General features: G+C 59.5%; 16 protein-coding genes. 1 reads left to right on the top strand and 15 read right to left on the bottom strand.

Features of this window, described 5'->3' with window-relative positions; translation table 11 throughout:
• Positions 1–64: 64 nt before the first annotated feature.
• The 14 genes from WG898_RS24570 to WG898_RS24635 all read right to left on the bottom strand — a co-directional run bounded on the left by WG898_RS24570 (position 65) and on the right by WG898_RS24635 (position 15,122).
• On the bottom strand, positions 65–616 hold the full coding sequence (locus WG898_RS24570; RefSeq protein WP_339605415.1) for a hypothetical protein: 552 nt from the start codon (positions 614–616) through the stop codon (positions 65–67).
• Positions 617–640: 24 nt separating this feature from the next.
• Positions 641–1,084: a hypothetical protein gene (locus WG898_RS24575; RefSeq protein WP_339605416.1), complete on the bottom strand. Its 444-nt coding sequence runs from the start codon at positions 1,082–1,084 to the stop codon at positions 641–643.
• An 82-nt stretch (positions 1,085–1,166) separates the two neighbouring features.
• Entirely contained in the window at positions 1,167–1,889 is a 723-nt protein-coding gene (locus WG898_RS24580) for an N-acyl amino acid synthase FeeM domain-containing protein (RefSeq protein ID WP_339605417.1), read from the bottom strand.
• A 186-nt stretch (positions 1,890–2,075) separates the two neighbouring features.
• Positions 2,076–5,378, bottom strand: a complete 3,303-nt coding sequence (locus WG898_RS24585) for a hypothetical protein (RefSeq protein ID WP_339605418.1) — start codon at positions 5,376–5,378, stop codon at positions 2,076–2,078.
• Between the two features lie 155 nt (positions 5,379–5,533).
• On the bottom strand, positions 5,534–6,955 hold the full coding sequence (locus WG898_RS24590) for an ISL3 family transposase (RefSeq protein ID WP_339605419.1): 1,422 nt from the start codon (positions 6,953–6,955) through the stop codon (positions 5,534–5,536).
• Between the two features lie 3 nt (positions 6,956–6,958).
• Positions 6,959–8,506 carry a hypothetical protein gene (locus WG898_RS24595; protein WP_339605420.1) on the bottom strand — a complete coding sequence of 516 codons (1,548 nt, stop codon included), beginning with the start codon at positions 8,504–8,506 and terminating at the stop codon, positions 6,959–6,961.
• Positions 8,503–8,892 carry a HepT-like ribonuclease domain-containing protein gene (locus tag WG898_RS24600; RefSeq protein WP_339605421.1) on the bottom strand — a complete coding sequence of 130 codons (390 nt, stop codon included), beginning with the start codon at positions 8,890–8,892 and terminating at the stop codon, positions 8,503–8,505. Before WG898_RS24600 ends, WG898_RS24595 begins: the two co-directional genes overlap by 4 nt.
• Positions 8,889–9,179 carry a nucleotidyltransferase family protein gene (locus tag WG898_RS24605; RefSeq protein WP_339605422.1) on the bottom strand — a complete coding sequence of 97 codons (291 nt, stop codon included), beginning with the start codon at positions 9,177–9,179 and terminating at the stop codon, positions 8,889–8,891. Before WG898_RS24605 ends, WG898_RS24600 begins: the two co-directional genes overlap by 4 nt.
• Positions 9,180–9,332: 153 nt before the next feature.
• On the bottom strand, positions 9,333–10,391 hold the full coding sequence (locus tag WG898_RS24610) for a CAP domain-containing protein (RefSeq protein WP_339605423.1): 1,059 nt from the start codon (positions 10,389–10,391) through the stop codon (positions 9,333–9,335).
• A gap of 517 nt (positions 10,392–10,908) precedes the next feature.
• Positions 10,909–12,180, bottom strand: a complete 1,272-nt coding sequence (locus tag WG898_RS24615; RefSeq protein WP_339605424.1) for an RNA-guided endonuclease InsQ/TnpB family protein — start codon at positions 12,178–12,180, stop codon at positions 10,909–10,911.
• 87 nt (positions 12,181–12,267) lie between these two features.
• The gene (locus WG898_RS24620; protein ID WP_339605425.1) at positions 12,268–12,630 is read right to left on the bottom strand and encodes a hypothetical protein; all 363 of its coding nucleotides are present in this window, start codon (positions 12,628–12,630) and stop codon (positions 12,268–12,270) included.
• Complete coding sequence (locus WG898_RS24625; RefSeq protein WP_339605426.1) at positions 12,627–12,878, bottom strand: hypothetical protein; 252 nt, start codon at positions 12,876–12,878, stop codon at positions 12,627–12,629. Before WG898_RS24625 ends, WG898_RS24620 begins: the two co-directional genes overlap by 4 nt.
• Before the next feature lie 59 nt (positions 12,879–12,937).
• A complete protein-coding gene (locus tag WG898_RS24630) occupies positions 12,938–13,315 on the bottom strand; it encodes a hypothetical protein (protein ID WP_339605427.1) in 378 nt (125 codons plus the stop codon).
• 259 nt (positions 13,316–13,574) lie between these two features.
• Complete coding sequence (locus WG898_RS24635; protein ID WP_339605428.1) at positions 13,575–15,122, bottom strand: hypothetical protein; 1,548 nt, start codon at positions 15,120–15,122, stop codon at positions 13,575–13,577.
• Positions 15,123–15,253: 131 nt separating this feature from the next.
• Between WG898_RS24635 and WG898_RS24640 the strand changes: the two genes are divergently transcribed.
• A complete protein-coding gene (locus WG898_RS24640; protein WP_339605429.1) occupies positions 15,254–15,412 on the top strand; it encodes a hypothetical protein in 159 nt (52 codons plus the stop codon).
• A gap of 38 nt (positions 15,413–15,450) precedes the next feature.
• Here WG898_RS24640 and WG898_RS24645 read toward each other — a convergent pair whose 3' ends face one another.
• Positions 15,451–15,684 (bottom strand): hypothetical protein, encoded by a 234-nt coding sequence (locus WG898_RS24645; RefSeq protein WP_339605430.1) that lies wholly within the window; start codon positions 15,682–15,684, stop codon positions 15,451–15,453.
• Positions 15,685–15,696: the final 12 nt, after the last annotated feature.

Raw genomic sequence — 15,696 nt, forward strand, 5'->3', positions numbered from 1 at the left:
TCGAGTTGAAGATGCGCCAGAGATTGACGCACCCGCGGACGCCAAATTGACGAGCTGGGCTCTGCTAGGCGGCGAACTCTGAAAGAAGCTCTGCGATGACGGCTTTCCACATTTCCGGCATCTCGAAGCGATTCATCTCTAAAGCTCGCGACCGCGGCACTTGAGAGAGGGACGTCGGAATGTGTTCAGATGGCTTCCACAATTGTGCAGCGTGGGCCGGATGCGATATTTCATAGAAAACTGGCTCATGCGCTAGATTTCGTAGCACTCGCACCTCAACCCGCTCACAGTCGGGTATCCGGAATTTGCAGCAGTATGCATACACTGCTTCAGTGGCGCTCGAACAGCAAATCACGACGGGAGCCTTGCCTGGCCAGCTGTCTGCCGCGGATTCCAACGCCGCCCAGGATGCCTGCGATAGATTTAGAGAAGCAGATTCAATCGCGCCTAGTTCAAGCTCGGCAGAAAGGCATGCGCGGACGTTGCGCTCATCCACGCTTTTTGTGCGAGAGAATGCAAGCCTGTTGAGAATAGGCCAAAGCCACTTCAGTCCAACTTCGTTCATTGCCTTTGCTCGGCTGAAGAAGTGGATCCTCAACTGCGAGGTGAACGCCATAGCTCCCCCCTTTTTCTTGTGCCTCTACTTTGAGGCAATAGACAAGAGCGCATCGCCTTGAGTTCGAGACACCGCCGTGCCGTGCAGATTGACGGTGACGCTGTTGTCCCAAGAAACGGCTGAAGTTATGAGGCGGATCGGCTCCTTGCCACCGCGCATAACCATGAAACCTTCTGCCTCGGGCGAAGTGGTCTTCTTGAACCGGTAGATTGCGGCCCCGTCCTTCGCGTAGGACGAAAATCGGGTCCATTGGTCGGCATAGCTTCCATTCGAAAGACGCCCGGCCGGGCTGGCCACTTGCCGAACTTCCACAAACGTAGCTGGTGTGATGATGACTTCACTCGCTTGAACCCCCAAGCTCTTGGAAATCATTCGTACTGGCTCGTCAGGAAGCACACCGGCTGACTGCGCAATTGCGCAGGAGGACGCGAGAACTGCAAGGATGGAAAACAAGATCTTCATAGCCATTCCGTTTGATTGATGAAACGCAAAGACAATATCACATACACGTCTATGAATGTTGATCTGCTGTTGCTCTGATGTTCTCAGCCTACAAAATCGATCTGGGAGCTGATAGAGAGGTCAGGAATCGAGACAGGCGCCGGTGGATGCCTTCTGCTTCATCCTTTGCGTAGAAGTAGGGGTAGAGGGACTTCGCTCGGGATGTCCGCTCGTCCAGACGGGAGTGCTCGACACCTTTGCCGCCTTTTTTTTGGATTTGGGCCTGAACGAAATCAGATGATGCAATCAGCAGTACCGTTGGTGAGTTCTCGCCATGAGCCGCAGTTGATTCTTTGACCCTCGAGAATCCCATGCCCTGAACGTAGTGCATTTCATCTTCTTGTTTTACATGGATCAGGGCGTGCGTGGCCTGCTGGATCCTGTGGGCAAAGAGATGGCAAACATGCAGCATTGATGCGCCGACATACAACGGGGCAACCGTACCTGGCACATCGACCGTCAAGCCTGTGATTTCGCACAATCGGAAGCCCTGGCGACGCAAATCACAGACTTCCGTATGGAAGGTCGAATCACAATGCAGGCCAACTTCGCTGTCGAGCGTCAGCGTCGCGCTTGCGTTGATCTCTGAGTCGTCTTCGGCCGCATTCAACGAGAGAGACCGACCGGCAATCCGAGCCACCAAATTAGGTGCCAATAGGCTTCTGGTTGCGAATCGAGGCATCGATTCATGACCGCCGCCAATCTGATGGATTGAGTCAGATACGCGCAGCGTAAGTTCTTCTGCGCAGGCGAAATTGGATTTCGTAGCCATCTGTCTCAAGGTCGAAAGAATCGGTGAGAGACGGGGTGGTTCAATCCGACTCGGATGCATATCGTCCTCGCAAGTGGAGCTGCGGAGACGATATCATGTGTGCAATATGTCGCAATCACACTTTTGGGGGTGTCTGAGCGCGCTTGCTATACAAACCCACGGTCGGATCACGCTGCTATGCAGTGCTTAGGGGCAACTGGTCTTTTGGTTAGCCGGTCTAGAGAAGAGCGTATTTGCCCGGGAACGTGATGCACCCACTGGCCAAACAAGTGGAGATAGGACCACTTTGTAGACGTGCACATAGGGTGTCTTCAAGATCGCATCAGCCTTAGCCTGCAGGCGAGCTTGCATCTCTGCTTGAGACTCACCTTCGCGGCGCTCCGGCCACCAGCGCACCAGGTGTTCGGCCCGTTCCTTTCGGGCTGCGAAGTAGGAAGTCTTGAGGCTGCCTGGAACAGTGCCCATCAGCTGCGCGAAAGCGCGGTCCAAGCTCAGCTTGGCAGTGTGGGCAGTCAGGCGCGGCTTACCGTCACCCTTCTTTCGCTGGTGTCTGAAGTCACTCTTCCTGGGGGAGTTGACCTGGATCTTGCGCTCCGCCCACTTGGGGTCTGAGCTAATGCCAGGCAGGTGGTGCTTGACGGTCTCGTTGTGGGCAAGAAATTCAGTTGCTTCCTTCTCAACCAAACGCCATCTGAATGGTTCACGCAGCACCTCGGTGCCACGAACACGATGGCGATAGGCCACAGGGAATGTCGACGAGATGTCAGCGCGCTGGGCCTCGTTGCCATAGGCGTAGAGCACCTTGTCCGCTTGGCCGATCATGTAGGTCACCTTGATCCTGCGGCCGTCATTGCTGTGGAAGCCGACCGGGATCGCCAAGTAGGTGGTAACCAGGTTGCGGCCCTTGTCCTTGAGCATCTGTGAATGAGAACTCGACTTGACCTGGTGGAAGAGTTCATCAGGGATGCCGCTTCCCATGCCGCCCTGGAGCGTGCCCAGCCACTCCACGGAGCCAGCAAGCAGCCCAGGGATGCTGCCGTACTTCTTCAAGCTAATCGGCTCCTCGGCTGCATGCAGCCAGGCTTCCAGTCCCTCCCAGCGACGGAGCTCGACTTCTGAGGCCGGCAGAACTTTGGTCAGCCAGGTCAAAGTGGCCGAGGCTTCTTTGAGCTTGGTCTTGCCAACGTCTAGGGTGATGCGACGGACCCAACCCCAAGTGAGGATGTTCGGGTACGAGGCTTGGTCTTCCGCGGTCGCCTCAACGTACAAGACGAGCTTCGACTTGCCACTGCGAGTCAGGAGCAGAGGCTTCTGGCCGGTGCTATCCAGGTAGCTGGCGAGCATTGCATCCTGAGCGGCCGGGAGGTGGCCCTCTGGGGTCATGAGATTTAGGACTTCATGGAGATTCGACTTGTCGTCAAGTGCCGGCAGCGAGGTTCCGCGGCGGGCGGCTCGCCAGTTTCGGATCGCTGCGCCAAGAGCTGGCCCAGCCATCTGCATGGACATTCCGCCATGCGTGGTTGCGGTCTCCAGCAGGTAGGCGCGCGAGGCGGCCTCCAGAGCCTCCTCGATCTCGAAGTAGGCCTCCAAGCGACGGAACAGGCGCAGATAGGCAACACCCATGGCGCGATTCACGCGGCTATGCCGGTAGCGACGAACCTCTGCCAGAGAAACCCCATCAATGCAGAGCCACCAGGCGCTGTCATGGCCAGAGTTGTCCTCTTTGGTCAGGAAGCACTTCACGCTCTGGAGTTTGCGATCCGCGTACTTGTCACTGGCCTCCAGGGACACGAGGAAGCGCGTCCCTTCTTTCTGGACGCCAATCGGTTGCTCGAACTGCTTCTTTGTGGGGCTCAGGAAATGTCGGCGCTCAAGCTCCGGCGCACACTTTCGCATTTCAGTTGAGTCCAACAGGAAGGCGCGGGAGCCAGACTGGACCATCGCGTTCTTCATCGCCATCCAGCCGCGGAGCGGCATCAAGTCCTCGCCAAGCAGGCTGCCGGACTCTTCGTCTGCGATGAAGCGGAAGTGCCGCTCCTGAAAGCCAGCGGTCATGAACTGCATCTGTTCTTCGGCGGGATAGAACCGGCCGAGCAGGCCCAAGCGGTGGTCCAGGCCGCAGAGCAGGATCAAGAAACGCTTGTAGTGCAGCGCGATGTCATCAAAGCGCTTGCTCGCCTTGCCGAACTCGACATCGCGAATGGAGATGCGCGAACCATCCCAGCCGTTGAAGGGGCGCTCAAGCTCATTGCGCGTGGGGAAGAGGCGAGGCGAGGCCTCGTGGGAGGGCGAGCTGGAGTAGCAGATGCTGACGTTCTGTCCGTTGCGGATCAGCAGGAATACAAGCTTGTTCTCGATGTTGGCCATCATCGACTCGTACGGATCAGAGTAGTAGCGTGAGTGGCGCGTCGTGGCCATAGAGACGACGCAACGCTGGGTCGGCAGCACCTGTTCGAGCAGGGAGTCGTTGTTGACCAGGGCGTCGAAGAACTGCTGCTTATCGCGGTAGTCGAAGTCGGCCATGACATCTGCCCAGACAGCGAGCTCCTCGTCGGCGTAGCGCTTGCCCTGGATCAGGGTCAGCGGCTCAGACTCAGGTGCTTCAACACCGGTACGGATGTCGTAAACCTCCACACCGCGGCCGGTGTAAAGATCCAGGGACTCAATGCCCGAGCGGATACGCTCAGCCATCTTGATAGCACCGGAACTGCGAGCAAGCGCAACGGCCGCGCGCTCCTTGATGTAGGGCGCCAGGCGAGCCAGGGTGTTGGTGATCGCGCGGGTCTTGTCTTCAAGCCAGCGCGATTGAGCCTCCGCCACGATGGCCTGGCGGGTAGCCATTTCCTTGAGCTGCTGGACGCCCTGATCGTTGATGCCGGCATCGATGAGACTGCCCACATCGGAGGCCATGGCGATCTTCGGTGCCACAAGGGGGTTCCCCTTGGTCTCGGAGCGGCGGGCCGCACGGCGATGGGTCTTGGCCAGATCGCGAGACGCTTCGCGAGCCTTCTCCGCCTGAATCTTGGATTCAGCGGCGCGGGCGCGCTCGTCACGAGCAATGGCAGCATCGACGGCCGGCATGACCGCGGCGATCATCAGCTGCGGGTCGGCCTGGGTAGCCATGAGTTCTGCCTGCAGCGCCGCAACCTGTCCCATGATCTCTTGCTGTTCACGGGTGCGAATTGCATCAGCGTCATGGCAAGGCACAAAGGCATCAAGGAAGTCGGCAATCATGAGCTCGAACTCCCCCTCGCCATCTCGAGGATGACGATTGATGGTGACCGAATGAGGCTTTCCCTCGAACTCGGTTACATCGATCAGTAGCAGGGTATCGCCGGCCTTTGCTGGTCCGCAGTCGCTGTGGGCCGTCCAGTAGAAGCCCGGCTCGAGAACCTGAGTCGAGTCGATGACATCGAAGTCAGGATCAATCCCTCGATTTACGAGGGTCAGCTCCGTGCCGGGAGCCTTTTGTGCACGATTGGAGTTCATACGATTGAGATATCACATGGTCCAGCGTGCCGCAAGGCAGACATCTTCCGATACCTAGTACCGGATGTGCGAGTCTTTTATCGATCTCCAAATAGAAACGGGGCCGAAGCCCCGTTTCTGAATTGGGGTATCCGGATTTGGCTGTGTTTGAAGGCTCACAGCCGCCCGGATTCCAGTAGCTCAATCAGTGTGTTTATGTCGGCCCCGTAGTTCTTCGGTGGCCCCGGCGGTTCGTGTGGGTGCTCAGCCTTCGGCGTGCCCTTCCTTGGCGTCAGAACCGCCTTTCCGAAGTGCCCAGGCGGCAGGCCATAGCCCACCGCATCATCCGGTACGCCGTAGCCCATGACCTCTTCAGCCATGGCCGGTTCAGGCTCGCGCCGCCGCTCGAACTTCGGGCGACTGAGCTTGCGCTTGTGTGCGCCCTCGGTGAACAGAATCTTGGCCCGGAGTGCCTCGAACGAGTAGCCGCGCCCCAGCCGGTTCATGACGCGAATCAGCGAGTTCAGCGACTCGGTGTAGGCGTTGGTGACGGGGTGCTCGAAGTAGTTGAGGATGAAGGGCTGCCAGTTCGTGAAGGCGCGGATCAGGTCGGAGTAAGCGTCCCGCACCTCGGGCACCACGGCCTTGTTCCAGGCCTCATAGGCCACGATGGCGGCCTGCGGGTTGCCTGACCCCTCATAGATGCCGTAGAAGCCTTCCTTGAGCCTGTACGCGGCCCCCAGTTCGGGATAGCTCTTCGTCCAGCCATCGAGCAGCAGCCGTTCCCGGTCGTTCAGGTCGCGTTCGCGTTTCAAGAGCACGAAGCGGTCGTGCATCAACCCTCGGCGCTGCTTGGGCGTCAGTTGCTCACGCAGGCTCTTCCTAACCTTCTCCACGGCGTCGTTGGCCATCCGCACGACGTGGAATTTGTCGATGACGATGCGGGCGTCTGGCAAGACCGCCTGCACCGCATCGCGGTACGGCGTCCACATGTCCATCGCCACGTACTGAACCTCGGACTTCCCTTGCAGGTTGTAGAGGTAGTTCACCACCGTCTTTTTGTCCCTGTTCGGGAGCATGTTCACGATGGTGTTGTTGCGGATATTGCTGATGACGCAGCGCGGCCGGATCAGGTGGATCTCGTCGATGCCCATCCACTTGGGCGTTTCAAAACGGAACTCGGCTTCCAGCTCGCCGATGTAGTCGCGGAAGATGTTCCGGATCGTCTTCTCGTCCAAGCCAGTGTCGTCGGCGATGCTGGCGAACGTCCGCTTCAAGCTCTGCTGACCGATCCACTTCACCAGCCGGTCGGTCATCTCGCGCTTGGCGTTGACGGCGGGAAGCGCCTCCATGAAGGTCTTGCCGCAGGACTGGCAACGCCAGCGGCGGGTGTCCACGTAGATGGCAAGACGCTTGCCGTGTGTCGGCAGGTCGCGGATGACCTGCTCATTGCGACCGTGGCCGATCAGGCGATCAGAGCCGCAGGCTGTGCAGACGCCTGGAGGGTTCGAGACCTCGGCATAGACGTGATAGTCGTGGTCGGCTTCCTCGACCCGCTGCACCTTGAAGTCGGGGAGGTTCAGAATGTTCGCTGGCATGGGCTACGAATTGGCTTCCATCGCCTCATAATCGAACTCCCAGTCCTGAATGATTTCTTCAATGGAGTCGCCGCCGATTGAAGTGTGGTCGCCACACTTCAAGAGGAAGCGGAATCTCGAATTACCGGTTGGGTCTTCGGTAATCAAAGGCAAGCCGCCGCAATGCGAGCAGGGCTTGAACCCTTCCGGAAGCACTACCGGCTGCGCCACCTTAGCCCGTTCGGCCATCAGATATTCGGCGCCAATCTTGTTCAAGAATTCCCATGTCGAGGGGAAGCGGACAGGGAAAGAAGCCAAGGCATTCAGACAAGCCCATGCCTCGTCCGATTCGCCATTTAGGTATTGCTCCTTGTCGATCCCAATGGTGCTGAACTGTTCTCCGCTGGGTAGGAAGACCGTCATTCCGTCGTTGTCGAAGACGGCGTTTTCCTGCTTGGCCTGGAAGAGTACGAGAATCAGGTCACCGATGCGGGCGGCATTGCGCCCGCTCGGATTGAAGCCGTTGATGGGTGAATTAGGAACCTCGCGGTCGCCCCACCAGTATTCACTGTCGTCGCGGACGCGCACCAACGGCATGGCCATGCCAGGTTTGAACGGCTCTCCCTCCGGCCTGACCGTTTCCCACCAGTCGCACAGGAGCTTCATGGCCGGGTGCTGTTCCATGCCTCCAGGCACTCCGGCAATCGTTTTGGCAAACTTGCTTTTCTTGCCGAACGCTACTTTCTCTGCATGATCGATTGCCCGCAGCAATAGTTCCGCAGGCATCTCAACGGGGCCGTTGGTGCGGTGAGCCTCAATGTCGTGGGTGAGAATGGCCGTTTGCCGTACTTCATGAAGTTGCTCTTCCTGGAAGGCGTCGATGCTCCACGCCTGTTCCAGCGGGACGCCGGTAATGTCCACCTGCTCTTCGAGGAAGTAGCCCGCCAGTTCGCCTTGAAGTTCCCCATCCGTGTAGATCAGATCGGAGTCCTTGACGATCTGACGCCGGGTGCGATCGATCTGGTCTTCCTTCTCGAACCCCAACACAGTGACGGGCGTGATACGCATAGCCGGGCCTTCGCGCTCCGGCCAGCAGGAGCCATCCATGGAATAAGTGATCCCTTTGCCGGGGTGAAGTTTGATATGGATGAGATGGCGAACCTGCCAGTCATCCTTGGGATAGACGCGCCACATGGCGGCACTTTCGATGTGCCACTGAAATTCAATGTCGAACTCGGTCACATCCGCAGGGATCGGCACAATCCAGCCATTGCGGATCAACTTCGAGCCACCAACGAAATACCGCCGATTCGGATACGGCTGCCTAATCTCGATTCCGCCTTCGGGCATCACTTCAATCGGAAGGGTGGTGGTCACCGTCAGGGTGATTTCCTCGCACATCAGCCCATCAGTGAAGCGCTCGTTCGGGCGACCAAGTAGGTCGGCGGGAACCCATAGCTTGGGAAGGATATGCAGGATAGGTCGATCCGCGTCACCTTGCCCAAGCGGATCACCATTGGCATCAACCATACGGGTTTGGCCGTTGGGTAGTTTTTCTAATGCGAACTTCATGGCTCCATCCCTTCATGGTCTGAGTTGCGGGAAAGCACCGCGCTCACCTCGGTGATTTGCGCGTGCAGGTCAGGCAGGTTGCCCTGAATCGTCTTCCAGACGATTCCCAAATCCACCTTGAAATAGCCATGTGCAAGCGCATTGCGCATGTCATTGGCCAGTGCCAAGGGAAGCTCCGGGTGCGCGGCTGCGAACTCCGGGTGGACGCGCTCGATGTTGCGGCTGGCTTCGCCGATCACCTCCAGGTTGCGAATCACGGCGTCCTGGACGAGCTTGCTGTTCAGGAATCCCACTTCGTCCATGTCATCGACGTAGTGCTGAATGCGCTCGATGGCTTCAAGGATGTGCCCCAGGTAATCGGGCAGTCGCTGAGGATCGCGGCTCATACGGGACTGGCTTCCGCGAGCACGGTAGCGCGGAACTTGTCCGGCAGTCCGTTGGGAGTCAGAACGTCCACCGGCACGCCGAGCAGCTTGCGCAGTTCCACGCGGATCGCGCTGATGTCGAACAGCGTCGTTTCCGGCGTCGGGTCGATGAGGATGTCGAGGTCGCTGCTGTCGGTGTCCTGGCCGCGCAGCACGGAGCCGAAGACCCGCGCATTCCGGGCACGGTGCGACTCGACCACCTGCCGGATCGCGACGCGGTTCGAGGCCAAGGCTTCAGAGGGTTTCATGTCTTCTTCTCCCACAGCAAAATCCGGTTTCATGATAAAGCAACGCCGCGCGGCTAGCAACAACAAAATCCGGTTTTACACCAAGATGACATGAGCCGGTTCAGTCGCCGGAAACACACTCAAATCCGGATACCCCTGAATTGTAGATGCCGATTACTGGTTCGTCGTGAACGACCAGGTCTTGGTCAGAGTCGCGCCACCCGTCTTCAGCGTGGCCGTGAACGTGGCGGTGTATGTCTGACCCTTCGCAAGCGGCGACAGAGGCACCAGGACGGCAAAGCCCTCTGCCAGGTTACTGTCGGCGTTCAGTTCAACACCAGAACCCTTCAGAGCCGAGTTGGCGACAATGGCAGCCGGTACCACGTTGCCGCCGGCGTCCTTCAGGTTGAAGACCGAAATGGTTGCATTCAGGGTGCCTGCGTCCTGGAAGTTCACGTAGTCTGCGTTGCGCACATTCACCAGGACTGGCGTGCCGGCGGTGGCATTCGGGAACAGGGTCAACGGCAGACGAGGGGTTTCTGAAGCGACATAGAACGTTTCCATCACGCCAGTCTGTCCGGCGTAAGGATATGCAACCAGTTTAGCCGCAGCGGGAACCTGACCGAACTTGTCGCCGGTCGGTGTGGCCAGATCTGCCACACACATCGGGATGCCAGCGCCATCAACGCCAAAGCCAAAGCCGATGGCAGTGTTACGAGACAGCAGCGCAGCACCGTGATAGGCCGTGTTCAGCAGGCCAAGAACGCAGTCCGAACCCAACTTCGAGGAACCAGTGCCGCCAACGACTTCGGTGCTGTTCACAGCCGAATAGCCAGCCTTGGCGATGCGGTCACCCGGGGTCACCGCGTAGAAGTCGAACTTGCTCGAATCTTCGTTGTGGTAGCTCGTCACAGCGGACAGATTCGTGGTCAGGTACTTGGCGTGCGCTGCCGCTGCCACGTCGATCTGGGCGTCCTGGGCCAGCAGGCCAGCGCCGGCGGCTTGGCGCACTGTGTTCAATGCCTTGTAAGCACTGTCACCCAGCGAGCCGCCCACGTAGGTCGAAGCGGCAACCGAAGTCTTCAAGTTGCCGGCGTCGCTGATGACCGGAGTCGGCGTCGTCGGGGTCGTCGGAGTCGTGGAGCTGCCGCCGCCACCCCCGCCGCAAGCGGCCAGGGCCGCAACCAAGGTCAGGGCGCCGACAGCGCGATAGGTCTTGAGAGTCTTGTTCATCGAGGAGTCCAGTGAACGGCGGAGCCGTTGAGAGTGATTGCCTATGTGCAGAACATATGACATACGCGCGAAAACGCCAATGACACTGACAGTTAGGGCGGTCATCAGAGATGCTCAGTGTCGCGCTAGATTTCACGCAATTGAGACCGGGAGCGAGTGGGTAAGGGAAGACAAAAGTTCCAACGCGACCCGTGAGATTTGGTTGACGACGACCAAGTGGGCGGTCGCCATCCGTGAAGAGTTACGCACTCTTCAAACCGTCGGGCTCAGGAATTCCGAAGCTCTACCGGAGTTGGCCGAAGAGGATCGGCCGGCGTTGGCCCAGAGCTGCGATGTTGGATTTCGGACCAGCAACCGGTGCCACCGTATCTTGTCGACGACAACCATCTTGTCGATCCGTGGCCTCGACGGAGTACTCCAACTTCTTCCCGCTGTTCGACCACCTTCTTGCCAGCCAGCCGCCCGAAGGGTTGTCCCAGCCTCGCTTGCGAGCGTGTAGTTGACATTCACCCCACGGCTAAAGCCGGGGGATTCCTTCTGCAAGAGGGCCATGTCCGACCCCAGTCGGGCTAAGCCCGGTCTTATTCGACACCCGAGCTGCCACGCGCTGAATCGCTTCAGCGCGCAGGCCCGGGGCGGGTTGCTCTTTCTCACGGCGCGCAGCCAAACCGGCCAGCAAGATGTTGCGTGCCGCATTGACGTCTCTGTCATGCGTCGCGCCACATCCGCATGTCCAACTGCGCACTGAGAGCCCAGTCTGGCCTGTAGGGCCGGATCGGGCGCCGCAGGCGCTGCAGGTCACCGTGGAGAACGATTCGTTGACTTCCTGGAACCACACGCCTGCGTCATCGCACTTGTACTGCAGCATGGTTCTGAACTTCGACCACCCGGCATCGAGCACGGACTTGTCCATGCTCGTCTTGGCCAGGGCGGCCGCATTCACGTTGCCAACGAAGATGGACCGGTTCTGTCGAACCAGGTCCGTGGAAAGCTTGTGCAGGAAGTCCTTCCTGCGATTGCCGATCTTGGCGTGGATCGCCTTCGCGCGATCCTTCTTGCCGGCGCGCTGCGCGACGGCAAGCGCCGGCTCCAGGTCACGGTAGAACCGCTGGGCCTGGATCTTCTGACCATTGGAGTCGGTCATCAACTCCTTCAGGCCAAGATCCACACCAATCTCAGATTCCACATGCGGCCGCGGGCCGCAAAGCTCAGGAATCTCGATTGCAACATTCAAGAACCAGCGGCCGCGCGAGTCCTCGCTGAACGTGCCGCCGCGAAGCTTCGCGCCAGCGGCCAGGTATCCCGCCAGGCCGTGGCTGTCCCACAGCCCAAAGCTCTGTCCATTGAACCGGATCTGGCCGGCACGATAGTCGACCGCGCGGGCCTTGAAGGGCACCCAGCCCAGCGAGCGCCTGGCCCCGCCGGACTTGCGCCAGGCCAAGCGCACCTTCTTGTGCTGACGACGGCGCGTCGCATACTCCTCAGCGACTTGCTGGAAGACCGGCGAGCCGATGCTCAGGCCCGCTTTGCTGGCCCCATTCAGGTAGGCCTGCAGGTCGAAGCCAGTCATGAAGCGTCGCTCGCGCTCGAACACCTTCTGGCTCAACTCGTTGCAGTAATTCCAGACCAGGTTCACCTCACGCGCAGCGGCATTGAGCCAGGGCGCGCAGCAATCCTTCAAACGAAACCGGAGAACCCGCACCCGCACTGGCGTCTTGGGCGCGCGCGCGGCAGCCAGCGGAGCAGAGGCTACTTCGCCGCGGGTTCTAGAATCAGGTTCGATGAACACGAATAGTGGATATCACATGTGAAGCACGACTACAAGGGACCGACTCGCCTGCCCTGGCGGCAGGCTCGGCGCTCTGCCTCCCCATGGCTAAAGCCAGGGGCGTCCCGCGCAGGAATCTCGTGAAACGTCCAGGTTCCAGTCGAGAAGCAGCTGTCCGTCGCTCTCAATGACCCGACGCAGACCGCCCGAGCAACCAGGCATGCCGCGCATGACGTCGTTGATCCCGAGCTGTCCAAGCCATTGAGCGGCCCGCTTGGGATCTTCTGCAAGGTAGTCGGCAGCAGCTTCGTGCATGCCCTCGCAGCAGGTCTCGAGCATGAATTCGCGCGGACCCCACACCTCATGAAGCTCCACCTGCTCTGCGCCGCCGCAGTACAGGCAAACCTCACCTGCCGGCGCAGCGTCGAGCCCAGGCCGGAGGGTGCCACCGAGAGCAACGAGCGAGCTCATTTGGCCATGGGCTCCAGGACACCCAGCTCCACCAGCTGCCGATCTATTTCCTCATAGGCGGCGCCGGTCTGCTCATCGAGGCCCAGGCCACCATCAAGCGCAGCACTTTCAACGGCTCCATCGTCAATATCCGGGAACAGCAAGTCCGCAAAGGCGGTGAATGCCAAGCCGCGGGTGTTGACCACTCGTTTCCATTGCGCGCTGAGCACATTGGCCACGTCTTCTTCAGAGATTCCAAATGCCTGCATATCGAGTCCAGTCGTAGACAAGCCTCCGATTGATCGGAAGCCAATGAGTCGGAAGGGGTTTAGCGAGGACGCCGCGGCAGCGGGTTCCGCATTGGCGGCGCCTCAAGCAGCGGCTGCTGGCCGAGCTCGCCAGACTTGAGGCGGGCGTAGAGATTGAGCACGAAGCCGGTTGTGCTCAGGCAGCGATTCAAATCCTCAAGGGGGAACCTGCCGGTGATGCAGACCAGACCGGCCGCGGACTCCTCGAAGCCGGCGGCACGGTACTTGCCCTGGGTGGTCGACACCCACTTCTGGACTGACTCAGGGTCGCCATGCTTGACCAGAACGCCATCGGTCTCAGTGAAGGCAAGGCTCACTTCATCCAGTACACGACGCACCGGGCGGTCACCATCATGGAGGACGTACTGGCCGCAGTTCAGGCGGTAGTTGAAGTTCATGCCTTACCCCTGGGTGCACGGGGAATTTCGACGAGATCAAGTGCGTAGACCCACCACAAGGCGACGCATAAACACTCCTGGCAGGAGCCGTCCTTGGCCCTCCAAATCCCGAAGCCTCGGGACTTGAGTCGACGATAGCGGATTGCCCAGCCGATAGCCGGGATGCCAATTGCGGGGTCTCTGAAGGTGCGGAGGTATCGCATGAAATCGAGATAGCACCTGGTCACAAATCGTGCAAGGGCGCCAGCTCAGCGCTGCATCAGACCTTCGCTCGACGCCGAGGAGCAACTCTTTCGGGCTCGGACTTGCCAGTGCGATCCGCAATCAGATCGGCCATGGCACTTGCCGTAAGACGAGACTCGAGGGCCAACTGGAGACTGGGTCCGCGGGAGGCAATCGCCTGCTTGATTGCATCGGGAATTTCGGCCTCAGACCCATAGACGTCGACCAGGCTATCCAGGGCATTTGGATTGAGGTTGGAGGGATCCAGGAACCCTTCATCCTCAAGGCCGCGAGCTAGAAGCGTCCAGAGCAACATGGTGTCTGTGACACCATGGGCAAGTGCGGGCTTCAGCTGGTGGACGGAAACGCGGGGCAGGGCGGCGATAGCCAGGCTCGAGCGCAGAACAGCATCGAGCGGAGTCGCTTCGTAGTTTGCGTTCTGGGGAAGGGGCGCATCAAGGGTTTCTGCGCCGCGGATTGTCGGCGCTTGATCGGCGTACGCCTTCAAGAGCGCGTCCAGGCCCACCCGAGCTGGCGCACCCCGCGGCAGATCAACCGCGGCGGCCGTCAAGAAGACCACAGGATGAAGCCCACCGCAAAGGCGGACAAAGGGCTTGGACAGGCTGGCAAGAAGAGCTTGCGAGATCGGGCTGGCAGACGGCAGGGTGGCTTCGCTCAGCTTCCCCAGCAACTGCAGGTGCCTTTCGGCGTACTGATCGGACCCGAGGTCGCAAAACAGGGGTTGACCATCCTCTTGAACCGAAGGCCCAAAGAGCACCCCATCCACCCATGATGCGACCCCGAGCTGTTTGGACGCCTCCAGTTCGCCATCCAGTGCCTGTTCTATTTCGTCAGCGGTGACGTAATCAGAAAACGTCTCATCGAAGGCCTCGAGCCCAGAGCTGAATGCCGCGTGATTCAAGAGACTCCATCGTGGCCAGCCGTGGTCGGCCAGATGGGATGGGACTTCGGAGAACCGCATTCCAGCTCGATTCTCAAAGAGTTGCGACGCGGTCTCTTCAAACTTCTGATTCGACCAGGTGCTCAACTCGCGCATTCCGAGCGGATCAAGAATCAGCTCGCGCTCGCGCCCAGCGAACCCAGGCACGTTTTCGACTTTGAGGTTGGAGATCGTACGGCCCTGGGAGAACGTGAGGTACCACCAGTCGCAGTTCGCAGCATCCGTGGCCTCGGTGCCAATGACTACATCAGGGAAGCGAATGGACATCTTCCCCAGGAGAGTCCAAGGGGGCTGCCATTCTGTCTCGCACTTTAGCGTCAACTCAAATGCGGCCGGGAGATGGTCTCGAGCAACAGCGCGCATGCCGAGTGACTCAACCAAGACCGCGTCACGCTGGTTGGTGGACTCCTCGTGCGATCCCAGGGGCTTCAAGCTGAACCTGGAGTTCAGGAGCTCTTGTTCGTGGCCAATGTGGACACGGACCGCATAGGCGGGGTGCTCGCCCGGGGGATCGATCACGCCCTCGATGCCAACGCGATGATCCTGGCAGAGGAACATTGCCACCTCAGCAACGCTCTCCCTGCTACCCAGGATGCGGATGGTGTTTACGACGTACTCAGACATAGCTGCGCTCGACTCGCCCGTTGGGCATGATGAAAAGAAGAGGTGGAGCCGCTGAGGCAGGTGTCTATGGTGTACAATATATCACATAGCAGGTACTTTCCGTTCACTTAGCGGCTGAGTCACCCCGCAGCATGTTGAGCAGCAAACTGATCCCGCTCACCGGCGCTCAGAAGAACTCCCTGATGGATGTGGCAGACGCCCCCATCAAGGCCCCAAGCTTCGCCCTGACCGGTGAGGCCAATCCGAACCTGAGAGTCTTCATTGCCAGGAACATGGCTTGGAATCCTTGAGAGGCTGAGTGCGGGCTTGGACGCAGGCCCGCCGTTCATCAATGGCGCGGCACGCCATTCGGATGACGCTGACGGATGTTTGCGGACCAGTAGGCCATGGCCTCATCGATCTCACTGTCTCGGCCGGGCCAAGCAGCGAGGAGTGCCCTCTTGAGCCCCTTGACCGACCTGCACTCATGCTGGCGCGCCGTATTCACAGCGGCCCGAAGCATTTCGTACCCGCCGTCACTCAAGGACTGAGAGGCAATGGCTTCACCTTGCTTTTCGCTCATAGTCGAACTTTC

The organism is Paucibacter soli (genome assembly GCF_037482845.1).
Taxonomy (GTDB): Bacteria; Pseudomonadota; Gammaproteobacteria; order Burkholderiales; family Burkholderiaceae_C; genus Paucibacter_B; species Paucibacter_B soli.